This is a genomic window from Photorhabdus noenieputensis, from assembly GCF_018448935.1.
GTDB classification, from domain to species: Bacteria; Pseudomonadota; Gammaproteobacteria; order Enterobacterales; family Enterobacteriaceae; genus Photorhabdus; species Photorhabdus noenieputensis.
The window spans coordinates 33,338-46,894 of record NZ_RCWC01000008.1; the positions used below are offsets into that span (position 1 = coordinate 33,338).

14 protein-coding genes and 1 pseudogene are annotated in these 13,557 nt (G+C 38.0%); 9 read left to right on the plus strand and 6 right to left on the minus strand.

Features of this window, described 5'->3' with window-relative positions; translation table 11 throughout:
* Positions 1 to 74 precede the first annotated feature (74 nt).
* The 5 genes from stlA to EAE91_RS08010 all read left to right on the plus strand — a co-directional run bounded on the left by stlA (position 75) and on the right by EAE91_RS08010 (position 5,160).
* Positions 75 to 1,673 carry a phenylalanine ammonia-lyase StlA gene (gene stlA / locus EAE91_RS07990; protein ID WP_214088027.1) on the plus strand — a complete coding sequence of 533 codons (1,599 nt, stop codon included), beginning with the start codon at positions 75 to 77 and terminating at the stop codon, positions 1,671 to 1,673.
* Positions 1,674 to 1,771: 98 nt separating this feature from the next.
* Complete coding sequence (ydfG, locus tag EAE91_RS07995; protein ID WP_214088028.1) at positions 1,772 to 2,521, plus strand: bifunctional NADP-dependent 3-hydroxy acid dehydrogenase/3-hydroxypropionate dehydrogenase YdfG; 750 nt, start codon at positions 1,772 to 1,774, stop codon at positions 2,519 to 2,521.
* A gap of 240 nt (positions 2,522 to 2,761) precedes the next feature.
* Positions 2,762 to 3,124 (plus strand): DUF1283 family protein, encoded by a 363-nt coding sequence (locus EAE91_RS08000; RefSeq protein WP_214088029.1) that lies wholly within the window; start codon positions 2,762 to 2,764, stop codon positions 3,122 to 3,124.
* A gap of 22 nt (positions 3,125 to 3,146) precedes the next feature.
* Positions 3,147 to 3,419 carry a DUF1161 domain-containing protein gene (locus EAE91_RS08005; RefSeq protein ID WP_214088129.1) on the plus strand — a complete coding sequence of 91 codons (273 nt, stop codon included), beginning with the start codon at positions 3,147 to 3,149 and terminating at the stop codon, positions 3,417 to 3,419.
* 343 nt (positions 3,420 to 3,762) lie between these two features.
* Positions 3,763 to 5,160, plus strand: a complete 1,398-nt coding sequence (locus EAE91_RS08010) for a metallophosphoesterase (protein ID WP_214088030.1) — start codon at positions 3,763 to 3,765, stop codon at positions 5,158 to 5,160.
* A gap of 231 nt (positions 5,161 to 5,391) precedes the next feature.
* Here the strand turns inward: EAE91_RS08010 and EAE91_RS08015 are convergent.
* Positions 5,392 to 5,688: pseudogene (locus EAE91_RS08015) on the minus strand (transposase); the annotation flags it as partial.
* A 372-nt stretch (positions 5,689 to 6,060) separates the two neighbouring features.
* On the opposite strand from EAE91_RS08015, the gene EAE91_RS08020 reads away from it, so the two are divergent.
* Positions 6,061 to 6,453: a hypothetical protein gene (locus EAE91_RS08020; RefSeq protein WP_040150683.1), complete on the plus strand. Its 393-nt coding sequence runs from the start codon at positions 6,061 to 6,063 to the stop codon at positions 6,451 to 6,453.
* Positions 6,454 to 6,522: 69 nt separating this feature from the next.
* Here the strand turns inward: EAE91_RS08020 and EAE91_RS24565 are convergent, their stop codons facing one another.
* The 4 genes from EAE91_RS24565 to EAE91_RS08035 form a co-directional block, all read right to left on the minus strand.
* Positions 6,523 to 6,786: a colicin Z C-terminal domain-related protein gene (locus EAE91_RS24565; protein WP_280520274.1), complete on the minus strand. Its 264-nt coding sequence runs from the start codon at positions 6,784 to 6,786 to the stop codon at positions 6,523 to 6,525.
* A 157-nt stretch (positions 6,787 to 6,943) separates the two neighbouring features.
* The gene (bioD, locus tag EAE91_RS08025; RefSeq protein ID WP_214088031.1) at positions 6,944 to 7,651 is read right to left on the minus strand and encodes a dethiobiotin synthase; all 708 of its coding nucleotides are present in this window, start codon (positions 7,649 to 7,651) and stop codon (positions 6,944 to 6,946) included.
* A 299-nt stretch (positions 7,652 to 7,950) separates the two neighbouring features.
* On the minus strand, positions 7,951 to 9,162 hold the full coding sequence (gene mlc / locus EAE91_RS08030; RefSeq protein ID WP_214088032.1) for a sugar metabolism global transcriptional regulator Mlc: 1,212 nt from the start codon (positions 9,160 to 9,162) through the stop codon (positions 7,951 to 7,953).
* 130 nt (positions 9,163 to 9,292) lie between these two features.
* Positions 9,293 to 10,207 (minus strand): LysR family transcriptional regulator, encoded by a 915-nt coding sequence (locus EAE91_RS08035; RefSeq protein WP_214088033.1) that lies wholly within the window; start codon positions 10,205 to 10,207, stop codon positions 9,293 to 9,295.
* 201 nt (positions 10,208 to 10,408) lie between these two features.
* On the opposite strand from EAE91_RS08035, the gene EAE91_RS08040 reads away from it, so the two are divergent.
* Positions 10,409 to 11,650, plus strand: coding sequence for an MFS transporter (locus EAE91_RS08040; protein WP_214088130.1), 1,242 nt, complete (start codon positions 10,409 to 10,411; stop codon positions 11,648 to 11,650).
* 180 nt (positions 11,651 to 11,830) lie between these two features.
* Here the strand turns inward: EAE91_RS08040 and EAE91_RS08045 are convergent, their stop codons facing one another.
* Positions 11,831 to 12,367, minus strand: coding sequence for a hypothetical protein (locus EAE91_RS08045; RefSeq protein WP_214088034.1), 537 nt, complete (start codon positions 12,365 to 12,367; stop codon positions 11,831 to 11,833).
* 462 nt (positions 12,368 to 12,829) lie between these two features.
* Between EAE91_RS08045 and EAE91_RS08050 the strand changes: the two genes are divergently transcribed.
* Both EAE91_RS08050 and EAE91_RS08055 read left to right on the plus strand, forming a co-directional pair.
* On the plus strand, positions 12,830 to 13,048 hold the full coding sequence (locus tag EAE91_RS08050) for an antitoxin MazE family protein (RefSeq protein WP_214053660.1): 219 nt from the start codon (positions 12,830 to 12,832) through the stop codon (positions 13,046 to 13,048).
* Positions 13,045 to 13,371 carry a type II toxin-antitoxin system PemK/MazF family toxin gene (locus EAE91_RS08055; RefSeq protein WP_046394614.1) on the plus strand — a complete coding sequence of 109 codons (327 nt, stop codon included), beginning with the start codon at positions 13,045 to 13,047 and terminating at the stop codon, positions 13,369 to 13,371. The genes EAE91_RS08050 and EAE91_RS08055 overlap by 4 nt, the downstream gene beginning before the upstream one ends.
* The last annotated feature ends 186 nt before the right edge of the window (positions 13,372 to 13,557 follow it).

Sequence of the window (13,557 nt, forward strand, 5' to 3'; positions counted from 1 at the left end):
CTATACTAATTTGTATCCTTAGGGGTGTTCGTTTCTTTGAAATATTATTACCATACTTATATATGGAGATTAAAATGAAAGCTAAAGATGTTCAGCCAACCATTATTATTAATAAAAATGGCCTTATCTCTTTGGAAGATATCTATGACATTGCGATAAAACAAAAAAAAGTCGAGATATCAGAGGAAATCACTGAGCTTTTGGCGCATGGTCGTGAAAAATTGGAGGAAAAATTAAACTCAGGAGAGGTTATATATGGAATCAATACGGGGTTTGGGGGGAATGCCAATTTAGTTGTACCATTTGAAAAGATTTCAGAGCATCAGCAAAATCTGTTAACTTTTCTTTCTGCTGGTACTGGGGACTATATGTCCAAACCTTGTATTAAAGCGTCACAATTTACTATGTTACTTTCTGTTTGCAAAGGTTGGTCTGCAACCAGGCCAATTGTCGCTCAAGCAATTGTTGATCATATTAATCATGACATTGTTCCTCTGGTTCCTCGCTATGGCTCCGTGGGTGCAAGCGGTGATTTAATTCCTTTATCTTATATTGCACGCGCATTATGTGGCATCGGCAAAGTTTATTATATGGGTGCAGAAATTGATGCTGCTGAGGCAATTAAACGCGCAGGGTTGACACCATTATCGTTAAAAGCAAAAGAAGGTCTTGCTCTGATTAACGGCACACGGGTAATGTCAGGCATCAGTGCAATTGCCGTCATTAAACTGGAAAAACTATTTAAAGCCTCAATCTCTGCTATTGCCCTTGCTGTTGAAGCATTACTTGCATCTCATGAACATTACGATGCCCGCATTCAGCAAGTAAAAAATCATCCTGGGCAAAAAGCGGTGGCAAGCGCATTGCGTAATTTATTGACGGGTTCAACTCAGGTTAATTTATTAACTGGGATTAAAGAACAAGCCAATAAAGCTTGTCGTCATCAAGAAATTACCCAGCTAAATGATACCTTACAGGAAGTTTATTCAATTCGTTGTGTACCACAGATATTAGGTATAGTGCCAGAATCGTTAGCTACCGCACGGAAAATATTGGAACGGGAAGTTATCTCAGCTAATGATAACCCACTGATAGATCCAGAAAATGGCGACGTTCTACACGGTGGGAATTTTATGGGACAGTATGTCGCCCGGACAATGGATGCATTAAAACTGGATATTGCTTTAATTGCCAATCATCTTCATGCCATTGTGGCACTGATGATGGATAACCGTTTCTCACGTGGATTACCTAATTCACTTAGTCCGACACCCGGCATGTATCAAGGTTTTAAAGGAGTCCAACTTTCTCAAACCGCTTTAGTTGCTGCAATTCGCCATGATTGTGCTGCATCAGGCATTCATACCCTCGCCACAGAACAATACAATCAAGATATTGTCAGTTTAGGTCTGCATGCCGCTCAAGATGTTTTAGAAATGGAGCAAAAATTACGCAATATTGTTTCAATGACCATTCTGGTAGTTTGTCAGGCGATTCATCTGCGCGGCAATATTAGTGAAATTGCGCCTGAAACCGCTAAATTTTACCATGCAGTACGCGAAATCAGCTCTCCTTTAATCACTGATCGTGCATTGGATGAAGATATAATCCGCATTGCGGATGCAATTATTAATGATCAACTTCCTCTGCCAGAAATCATGCTGGAAGAATGAAAAGAAAATCACTGAAAGTTTTTCAACCATCGCTTGACTAAAAATACAGAACCCCCTTTACTGAGGTAGAAACAGTGTAAGTAAATAAGGGGTTTTGTATGATCGTTTTTGTGACAGGAGCAACGTCAGGTTTTGGTGAATCAATTGCCAGAAGATTCATTCAAAACGGTGCTAAAGTTATTGCGACTGGACGACGTAAAGAACGGTTAGAGAAACTAAAAGCTGAACTAGGTGATAACTTTTACTTTGTTCAATTTGATGTAACTGATCGGGCAGCTATCAACCAAGTTGTAGAACAATTACCAGAATCACTCCGTCATATCGATATTTTAGTCAATAATGCAGGTTTAGCGCTTGGATTAGAACCTGCTTATCTGGCTAACCTGGATGACTGGGAAAGCATGATTGATACTAATGTCAAAGGGCTTGTCAATATGACCCGTGCTCTGCTGCCTGGAATGGTAGCAAGAAATCATGGGCATATTATTAATATCGGTTCTACCGCTGCAAGTTGGCCATATTCCGGTGGGAATGTTTACGGCGCAACTAAAGCTTTCGTCAAACAGTTTAGTTTAGGTTTACGGGCCGATTTACAGGGAAAAAATATCCGTGTTACTGATATAGAACCCGGTTTAGTTGGTGGAACTGAGTTTTCTTTAGTACGTTTTAAAGGCGACAATGATAAAGTAAATAAAACCTACGATGGCACCCAGGCATTAACCGCTGAAGATGTCACTGAAGCTGTTTTTTGGGTAGCTAATTTACCTGCACATGTCAACATTAATACATTAGAAATGATGCCAGTTTGCCAATCATTTGCCGGACTTAGTGTGCACAGAGATGAATAATCACATTCTTCTTGATAATTTGTTGAACATCTTGATGCTATCTTATAATTTATCTATCTGATAATTTCTTGTTGTGCCATCTATACCCTATGGATTTCAAGTTGCATCGCGACGGCAAGGGAACGAATCCCCGGGAGCATAGATAACTATGTGACTGGGGTGAGTGAGTGCAGCCAACAAAGAGGCAGCTTGAAAGATGACGGGTATAAATTGACTCCATCTCTTTCAAGAGGATAAAAGATGAATATTTGTAATTCTTTAATATTAAAAGCTATGCCAGCTATCGCTCTGGCAATACCATTGTTATGGCAAACACCGGCACTGGCGGCAACTTGCACTTCGGGAAGTACCTGCGTCACAGTGCATGGCAGCGGAGATTCTGTGCTTGATAAAGAAGCCGCCCGTCAAAGCAAAGAACAATGGGATGAAACCAAAAATCTTCGCACTAAGGTTAATAAACGTGCTGAGAAAGAGTTCGACAAGTTCGATAAAGCCATTGATGCTCGTGATGCATGTATGAAAAGCACCAATATCAATGCTTATTGGGAACCCAATACCGAACGTTGTTTAGACAGCAATACAGGTATGCCTATCAGACCGTAATATAAAGGTAATGATAATGAAGATGAAAAAAGCACTTTTATGTAGTGCGCTGCTCCTTACCCTATCCCCACTTGCACTTGCTGCACAAGCTTCATGCGAAAGCGTGAAAGAACAAATTGCGCAGAAGATTATCAATAATGGTGTGCCGGAATCTGGCTTTACATTGGAAATTGTTGCTAATGACCACGTTGAACAAGCTGGAAGTAAAATCGTTGGGCATTGTGAAAATAATACCAAAAAGATTGTGTATACCCGGCAAGGAAACCAATCTCAACCTCATCCAACCTCAAACTAGACCCACATCATCTTTCTGAAGGAAAACACATACAGTTCAGAGAAAATATTACGCCAATATTTTACCATTAATGAGTAGAGGTCGAGGCTATACGCTTCGGCCCTTTTTCATATTGTCTCTCGATGAACAGCGCGTTAGCAGTGTCTTCCGTGGCAAGTTGTACCTGAATGATAACTTTAATATAGTTTCATATATAAACCATTAGTTTTTTTAAAACTGACAATTCAAATAACCAACTCTAATATTATAAAGTTTTGAAACATAAATATTTACCGAATAATGGTGAGTTAAATATCTTTTTAGCTCAAAAAATCACATTGAAATTTTAAAATAGGAAACCGTTATGAGTGATCTTATCGCTAAGAAAATTCTCTCTATTATGGTGTTTTTAATAGCATTAGCGATATCAGGATGTAGCGCTGTCGCAGGAAATCAAACAGAAACCGAGAATTTTAATGGCAGCAGCAGTGAGCAATATGTGAAAATTTATTTGCATAATAATACATCACGTTTATTAGTGGCTGAAAAAACAAATTTATTTTGGGGAAGTTGGATTGAAAAACCATCGTCATCAATACCTGCATATAGTCGCGATTCATTTACCTCAAAAGGTAAGATTTTTAGTGGCACTGAGGGTGAAATTATTTATCGTTTACCCAATAGTGAGGATAAGTTAAATGTTCACTGGAGCCTTTCATATTGGGGTGCTCAGAACCACAATATCTCTCTCTCCGCAGTATCAGCTAATTATAAAGTTGAGAAAACAGTTAAAAGTTTGTCTTCTTCGGGCATAAAGATTGATATTTATCTCACTGAAAAAAATATAGATAGCAATTATAAAATTGCCGTAATGTCAGATCCCCAGCCGTGGCGTTTAGATCCTGAAAAAGGTGATCCTAATGCCGACAAAAAACCGTGGGAAGAATTAAATAGAAAAGTAGCAGACAGTATCAATAATATTTATGAACGCAATCATCTTGCCTTTGGTATCGTTAATGGCGATCTTACCGAGTTTGGACGCGCCAGTACCAGAAGAAGCCTTGAGGAGATATATACATCAAAAATCAAATTCCCGCTATTTATGGGATTGGGAAATCATGATTATGCAAATAATGTTAATGATTGTACTTCCCTCGAAAATCTTGATTTCAGTCGTAATGCCTGTGCCAGATCCGCTGTATTTGATATGGCAGAGAGAATAAGTAATTATAGTAAAGAATTAAATAATTTCTCCTATGACTATGACAATAAAGCATGGAAAGGAAGTCTATCTTATTCATGGGATTTTGGTGATATTCATTACGTTCAATTACAAAATTACCCTACCTATAGCGTCAATTTGAACCACTATATCAGCCCAACTGTTTATATTACAAAATCCCTTGACTGGTTGGAAAGCGATCTTAAATCTGCTCAAACAAGAGGAAAGGCTGTGGTTTTAAATTTTCATGATGGGTATGACCATTTTATTAGTAACAGCAGTTATGCTGAAAAAGAAAAATTTAAATCACTGATTAAAAAATACAACGTTATGGCGGTTTTCGTTGGACATTCACATTTTCTTAAAGAATACAACGCCCCTGTATTTGGAAATGCCATAGTCTATGATAGCGGAGCACTATTTAAAGGTGATTTCTTTATCATTAATGTTAACAAAAAATGCATGCAAATATCTGCATATAATGGAATAAATGGCATTCCCAAGTTTGTTAAAAAAATGACAAGTGTTTGTGGTAAATAGAGATCAAACCTATTATATCGAATTGAGATTTTAGATTAATAATAAACCTCACTTTTTCGCAAGTGAGGTTTTCTTATTGATTGCTTATAGATCACAATCACGATATTTATGTATAAATAAGATTCCAAAATAGCGCTACATCTTATTCCACAAATAATTATATGTATAACAATGGGTTGAATAAGGCTGCGTGTAGCAGAATTATGAAACGTTATTTATACCCGTCATCTTTCAAGATGCAGTTTTTAGCACCTGAAAATGGTCGTTAATTCCAGACATCAGCGAGTCCGCTATATCAGGTAGCGTTGTGGTGAAAAATTTGAATACTTTGTCTCGAAATTCATGTTTATCAGCGAAATAACGGTTATTTCGAACAGGTTCATTCATAACCTTCCATAATCGTTCTATCGGGTTTAAATTTGGGCTATATGGAGGAAGGTAATGTCACTCAATGTTGCTAACATAAGCCTACTCCTCCACAAGATGAGCTTTGTTGTCACCCGCACCATCCACAATAAGATGAATTTTTTAATATTTGCCATTTATTAACCATCCTGAATTCGATGATAGGAATATTTTTGATATTACGTCCCAAATATCACCCGCTAAAACACCATTATCTCAAGAGGAGATACAAGCTCATATTGCTGCCGGCAATAAAAGAAGAAATAAAAAAAGCAAATAATCTTATTATTAGGGAGTAGCATAGGATGCTCCCCTGATAACATTGCTGATAAAAGATCACAGGAAACAATGTACTTGATTAGAAAACCGAACTCTTTAATAAATTTACCCGCTCTTAATTAATAAAACCGACAAAGAAAAAAATAACTTGCATAAAATAACTTATTTTGGTAGCTATAATTGAGAATACTAATGTCAACAATGAGGGCAAACTGAATGACTAAATTCATCCTTACGCTGTCTATTATCCTTGGTCTTACAGGGTGTGTTTCGCAGAAACAACCACTTTCTCTTGATTACATCGCAGGTAATGAAACATTTCATTTATCCAAACCTTGTATAGAACAAGCTCTTCCTGTAGGAGAAGTCGGTGATGATTTAGCTGTGAATGCCAATAACATTTTTATTAAGGTTAAAAAAGGACTGAATTGTAGTGACCGGTTCAAACTTTTTTTAGCAAGAAACTTAGGGAAAGAGTTGTTTATTTACTTTGACGGTAAGCCAGTCATAAAAACCAGACTTGTTTCTATGATTCATCCAGAAGAAGGCTTCCATCAAGCAATAGAATCGAAATCATTGTCAGATGGAATTCTTAGATCCTTGAATTAATGAAAAGCCTATGGTTGCTACTCTTGTGTTTCATTTATCCATCAAAAAAAGCAAACCATAGGCTCAACTTTAAGCGTTGTAAATGATCCTAATGACTTGACCTATAGAGTAACTTTTAAACCTAATACGATCCGTACCAGCACCATTATTATCCGTAATTTGATGTGATCCAGGTCCCGTTGTACTTATTCGTTTCACTCCAGTCGATACGGGATATTCAATTTCAACACCAAAAGCTGATGGGGCCGATGAGTCGGTATCAAAACTTATGGTATATACTGAAATTCCTGAATGCATCCGAAGATCAACCCACGGTCCCCATGTTTTAGACAGAAAATTAACTAAATTCTAATTAATATAAAATTATAACTCATTATAGTAATATTTTATGTAGATTAATGAGTTATTAAATGATATATATCCAAAATGGAGGAAGGTAATGATCTCCATTTCGGATAAAATCAAGCATCTTCAATGATTACGGGTATATTTATGTATATTGGTTCTCTATACCAACTTCACTCTCACTTCCCCCAACTTGTTTAAATATAGTGGCGACATCCAAGTAGCAGGATAAATCTTTCTCTTCGGGGCGTAAAATATAAGGAATTTCACCTAATTGTGGCGCATTAATGTGACGGCGTAATCTACCCATCACTTTAGTATAGTGCGATAAGCCAGGATTAATTCTGTTAGCTACCCACCCGACTAATTGCAATCCATCATTTATTATTGCCTGCGCAGTTAAAATTGAGTGATTTACACAGCCAGGCTGAATACCAACAACTAAAATCACTGGGATTTTTTCCCTAATCACCCAATCAAAATAAAAAGTTTCATCATCCAATAATACACGCCAACCACCGTTACCCTCAATAATAACGCGATCTGCTTTATTACTAAGATTATTCAATCCTTTTTTCATCTGTTCGAAATCAACCTGATTTCCTTCACAATACCTGCTTTTCCAGATAACTGGGTTAATTTCTTCATAGTTAAGCGGAACGGGAGAAGATTTTTGTAGGATCACGCCATCTCGATTACGTATACCTTCTTCTGTTTCATACCCTTCTGTAGCTATAGGCTTATACCCTACTGCCGTTGCTCCGTCACGATTAAAAACTTGTAATAATGCACGGGTAACAACCGTTTTACCTATGTTGGTATCTGTCCCCGTAACAAATAGGCGCGTTAACATAAATTCTGTTTTCCATAATGACAGATAGAATCCGATTAATGAGCGCTTAAGTCTAGAGGATGCAACTATAAGGGAGATTGCGTTAGCTCAATGTTTTGTTTAATTGCCAGGTCAATTTAGCAAAAAAATCCATATAAAGTTGATATTACAACCAGAAAATCGCTATCAAGCATATACCCTATGGATTTCAAGATGCATCGCGACGGCAAGGGAGCGAATCCCCGGGAGCATAGCGAACTATGTGACCGGGGTGAGAGAGTGCAGCCAACAAAGAGGCAACTTGAAAGATGACGGGTGCATTATCCTTTCATTAAATTGATCAACAATGAACCATCATATAAAGCTTTTTTAATTGATGCTACCGCAGATAATGTGCCTGAATTATTGAATTTTGTCGCAACTAACTCAATCTGTTTGCCATAAGCAGGCAAAGAGTGTCGTTGAATACATTCATTAATCACCGGATACAAAACCTGCTGTGAAGCATTAAGGGGTGAACCCATCAAAATTTTTTCTGGGTTAAATAAATTAACCATAATTGCGATAATATGACCAATTTTCACCCCGATATCACGAATAATATCTATTGCCAAAGTATCGCCGTTATTAACCGCTTGACAAAATGATTCAATAGTCAATGGCTCACCGTTCAGTAAAGAATCTGGTACCACTGACAACTGCTGTTTTGCTCTGGATAAAATATGGCTGATACCCGCAACTGTTTCCAAACACCCCAAATTCCCACAATAGCAGCGTTTACCATCAGGTTCAGCCTGAATATGTCCTATCTCCATTACACCACCGTTGCCAGCATGTAATGTCTGCCCCGCAATAATCACGCCAACGCCAACATATTCATCAATGACCATTTGGATAATATTCTGACAATTTTTTGCCGCTCCATATAATGATTCAGCTATCGTCCAGGCGGTTATTTCATGTTGAAGAAATACCGGTAATCCAGTTCGACAATGCAGGTATTCTCCTATTGGTAACTCCTGAACCTGATAATAAGGGAAACTATGGATTAAACCCTTGGTCGGATCAACAATGGCATTTATAGTTATGCTAATTGCCGTCAAACGTTCAAGACGAGATTGATAGCGACCGAAAAATGCATCAATCTCATCAATAATAGTATCTAAAAAGGATTTTTCCTGGTTGACCGGTAATGGCAATACATCTTCAACAATTAACTTGCTGCTTAAATCACGCAGTCCCAATATTAAACTTCCCAAGTTAATACCGACACACAGGAAATGCCAACTTTCAGAATCCAGCTTCAATCCGGTCGCCGGACGCCCTCTGAATCCTAAATCCAGAAATTCCGTTTCCATGACTAAATGCGCATCAACCAATTCACGGACAATCTTAGTAATACTGGCTGGAGCAAGTTGAGCTGTTTTGGATAGTTCAATACGGGAAATTGGCCCATATTGATCAATTAACCGATAAACAGTACCAATATTAATCTGTTTTATCTGATCAATATGCCCCGGTTGTCCATCCATTATTTATCCTTTTACGCTCTAATTAATTCACGTTCCAAAATAATTGTTGGCTGATTATGTCTAGGTTTTAGGCAAAAAGTATGATTTTTTCAGTAAATATGTGATATTCAGCACGAAATTTAGCTGATTTCTACTTATTTTTTCCATCTAATATATTAGATATGAGCAGGCTTATCAGCCTGTCTGCGGCGGCCGATATTGGCCTATTTTTGTGATTTACCAACCAGACCTCAGAGCAAGAGTGGTTATCAACGATTGGAATATACTGAACACCATCCACTTTCATTCGAGTAAAAGATTCAGTCACAATACTGACGCCTAATCCCGCCGAAACCAGCCCAAGAATAGTCATTGCTTCGCCTGCTTCCTGTGAAATCATCGGTGTCACACCTGCTTGAGCCAGTAATGTCATGATTTCATCATACAAAGCCGTTCCTACTTCGCGCTCAAAAAACACCATCGAATAACCAGCCAACATTTCGAGCTTTATTCCCTGTGAGGCATATTCCAGCAAAGGATGTCCATCATAAACAGCAAGCATAAAAGGTTCTCGAAATAATAGCCGATACTCAAGATTATCTGGCAATTGGGTATTACGCATGATGCCAACATCGATCCGCCCAGTCAGTAATGGCGCAATTTGTTGTTTAGTATTCATCTGATGCATATGAATAGCGACTTCCGGGTAACGTTCCCGAAATTGCCGTAAACTCAGAGTAACCTTATGCATAAAGGGTGTCGTAGAGGTGAAACCAATAGATATTTCACCTAATTCTCCTTTCTGCATTCTTGCTGCTTTTGTTGCGGCAGCATCAACCTGAGCCAGGATCTGATAAGCTTCTTTTAGAAACATGCTACCGGCTGGCGTCAAGCTCACATTCCGGTTATTACGTTCTAACAACTGCGCATTTATACTATTTTCAAGTGATTGAATTTGTTGGCTTAACGGAGGCTGTGAAATATTAAGCCGTTCTGCCGCACGACCAAAATGTAATTCCTCTGCCACTGCAATAAAGTAGCGCAAATGCCGTAGTTCGATAGCCATAATCACCTTTGAGATCTAATACATATTATTATCAATGATTAATATATTAGACAAAATATTTTGCAATTCATATGCTTGATCTTCATAAAAATATAAGCCTGCTAATGCGTTAAGTAAGGAAATTATGTGAGCGCCAGCCCTAGTAGTAATACCAACCTTAGTCGTAATACCGACCTTAGTCGTAATAGTAATAATAGTAGTATCAGTGAAAATCCGGCTCTTGGTCATCATCTTGTCCAAAATGTTCAACATAAGAAAAACCACATTCAGAAAGACGATCCTCTCTATGTTAAAGTTACATTGTCACTCTTTACCGTAGGGTTAGCTGCATTTGCCCTACTCTATTTCGTTCAACCAATCTTACCCATGCTGTCGGATGATTTTGGTGTTTCTCCCGCTACCAGTAGCTTATCTCTATCCCTTTCAACTGGCATGCTAGCATTGGGCTTATTAATCACAGGTCCTCTGTCTGATGCTATTGGCCGTAAAAATGTGATGGTAACGGCACTATTTGCCGCTGCATTTTTCACTTTGCTCAGTGCATTTATAACCAGTTGGCATGGAATCCTGATTGTACGCGCTCTGGTTGGTTTATCTCTTAGTGGCGTAGCCGCCGTGGCAATGACTTATCTTAGTGAAGAAATCCACCCTAACTTTGTTGCTTTATCAATGGGACTTTATGTTAGTGGTAATTCTATTGGCGGCATGAGTGGACGATTAATATCGGGTGTTATCACTGATTATTTCTCATGGCGGGTTTCTGTCATCGTACTAGGTTTATTAGCATTAATTGCGGCAATGATGTTTTGGCGTATGTTGCCTGAATCACGTCATTTTAGACCAAGCTCTCTCAAGCCTAAATCTTTATTAGTCAATCTGAGATTACATTTTCGTGATAAAGGATTGCCATTACTGTTTTTTGAAGCCTTTTTACTCATGGGCAGTTTTGTTACCCTATTTAATTACATAAGTTATCGTTTATTAGATTCACCTTACCATTTTAATCAATCAATTGTCGGTATGTTATCTATTGTTTATTTGGCAGGGACATTCGGCGCATCTAAAGTGGGCACATTAGCTAATCAATATGGACTCGGAAAAGTGCTGATCGCGACGATAAGTATGATGCTGATCGGTACGCTTATTACCTTATTCTCATCTGCGGTGATGATTATCATTGGGATGATAGTCCTCACTTTTGGTTTCTTTGCTGCACATGCTGTTGCCAGTAGTTGGGTCGGACGTCGTGCTCGCCGGGCCAAAGCACAAGCCTCTTCCCTTTATCTGTTTTGTTATTATTTTGGTTCAAGTGTGGTCGGCACTTTTGGCGGTATATTTTGGCTCCAATTAGGTTGGAATGGCGTTATTTTATTTATTGCCATTCTTATCTTCTTGGCTCTACTTTTAGGGTTTAAACTCGCCAAACTTACAGAAGCAAGGTAATAGAAAGAGAGAACGAGGCAGTTAAAGAAACCTATTTATACCCGTCATCTTTCAAGTTGCCTCTTTGTTGGCTGCACTCGCTCACCCCGGTCACATAGTTTTCTATGCTCCCGGGGATTCGTTCCCTTGCCGTCGCGATGCATCTTGAAATCCATTGGGTATATACAACCAAGCCATTGACTAATTAATAATGACTTCAAAATCTGTGGAAATTAAATTTGCTAAAAAATTTGAACTCACTTTATTTTTTACAAAAAAAGAGAGATTTGGAAAAATAGAGCCTTTACCACTATAACTTAATTCACCCTCTTTTATAATATAACAACAGGGTTCAATTAAATTTATGCTGTACTCTCCGGCACCTGTATCATCGGAATAGATGCCAAAATTATCAAAACCGTTCTCAACGTATTCCCCATTATTGAAAAACCAATCTTGAGTTGGCTTCTCCCTAGACATTTCTGCTGTAAAATTTCGTGGAGTGAAAAACTGTGCTTTAAACGTGAATGCAAGATAAAGATTTGAAACATTTGGATAACAAAATAAGTTGCGAAATTCTGAAATATTCCGGCCATCCAACCATATAAATCCTGGAGTACCAATGCGAAAATTCAAATTTTCTGCTTTCCACTTCTCTATCTTTCTATCGGGTGCTAATGGGAATTTCATGACGATACCATTTGGAGCATATTTGTTTACATAAATATTAGTCATCATTGTGCCTCATTTTTTAATTGATTTACTTGGCTCAATCGCCCCAACCTTGTTTATTATCTCTTTTTCACAGTATAATGCCATAATCTGATTACCGCTAATATTCCACGGTTAAAATCACTTCATATTCATCATATTGCTAAGAAAATAACAAGATGATTAAGAAAATAGTAAAATACCGAAATTTATTTAGGATAAATGCAAAATATTCACCTATTGAAAAATTATTATCAACACTGATATCAATATTAAAATAATATACAAGAAGATTATTCCCATGTGGAAATAAACAGGAAATCGAGTAACGAGAATACGCCGGATTAATACCTTAAAAACTTTTTGGGATTTTAACTCGATATCTCCGCCTACATTGAGAGAAAATTTACAACAATTTTTACTAACGTGTTGCATGTAACGTTTTTTTGGTTATATTATAGACATCGTTACATGTCACGAGGGTGAAGTATGAATAAGGTTGCAGATCGTGTCAAAAAACACAGACAACAGCTCAGGATGTCAGGATTAAGGCCCGTTCAAATATGGGTGCCTGATACACGCCTTCCTCATTTTAAAGAAGAGTGTCGGCGTCAAAGCCGTCTGGCTATGGCAACACAGGACAAGGAAACGGATACACTATTGGAAAACGCGATAAATGAACTAGCTGATTCAGGAGACTGGGAGTGAAACGGGGAGACTTGATAACAGTTGCTCTACAAGGGGCTTATGGCAAGCCCCGCCCTGCGCTGGTTATCCAATCTGACAACTTTGATGAACATCCCAGTGTTACTATTTTGCCCGTGACCTCAACATTAATTGATGCACCACTTTTCCGGGTGATGATCGAGCCTCTTCCTGAAACAAATCTTGAAAAACCGTCACAGGTCATGATTGATAAAACCATGACTCTCCCGAAAGAAAAAGCTGGCGCAGTATTTGGTAAACTCGATTACGCGACGATGCAACAAGTGGATCGATGTTTAGCTTTGTTTTTAGGTATCGCAAAATAAAAAAATCATCATCATATAACTTCTTGCAAAATAGTTTTAAATTCAATTTTCGACTTCTCATAAAAGGCGACATCCATGATAACTATGTGACCGGGGTGAGCGAGCGCAGCCAACAAAGAGGCAACTTGAAAGATGACGGGTATATTTAATCAGTCAAAAACAACAGACAAGCAAGACTTTATTTAT

Coding starts and splice junctions, on each gene's coding strand:
- stlA (WP_214088027.1), top strand. CDS start 75: ATGAAAGCTAAAGATGTTCAGCCAACCATTATTATTAATAAAAATGGC.
- ydfG (WP_214088028.1), top strand. CDS start 1,772: ATGATCGTTTTTGTGACAGGAGCAACGTCAGGTTTTGGTGAATCAATT.
- EAE91_RS08000 (WP_214088029.1), top strand. CDS start 2,762: ATGAATATTTGTAATTCTTTAATATTAAAAGCTATGCCAGCTATCGCT.
- EAE91_RS08005 (WP_214088129.1), top strand. CDS start 3,147: ATGAAAAAAGCACTTTTATGTAGTGCGCTGCTCCTTACCCTATCCCCA.
- EAE91_RS08010 (WP_214088030.1), top strand. CDS start 3,763: ATGAGTGATCTTATCGCTAAGAAAATTCTCTCTATTATGGTGTTTTTA.
- EAE91_RS08020 (WP_040150683.1), top strand. CDS start 6,061: ATGACTAAATTCATCCTTACGCTGTCTATTATCCTTGGTCTTACAGGG.
- bioD (WP_214088031.1), bottom strand. CDS start 7,651: ATGTTAACGCGCCTATTTGTTACGGGGACAGATACCAACATAGGTAAA.
- mlc (WP_214088032.1), bottom strand. CDS start 9,162: ATGGATGGACAACCGGGGCATATTGATCAGATAAAACAGATTAATATT.
- EAE91_RS08035 (WP_214088033.1), bottom strand. CDS start 10,207: ATGGCTATCGAACTACGGCATTTGCGCTACTTTATTGCAGTGGCAGAG.
- EAE91_RS08045 (WP_214088034.1), bottom strand. CDS start 12,367: ATGATGACTAATATTTATGTAAACAAATATGCTCCAAATGGTATCGTC.
- EAE91_RS08050 (WP_214053660.1), top strand. CDS start 12,830: ATGAATAAGGTTGCAGATCGTGTCAAAAAACACAGACAACAGCTCAGG.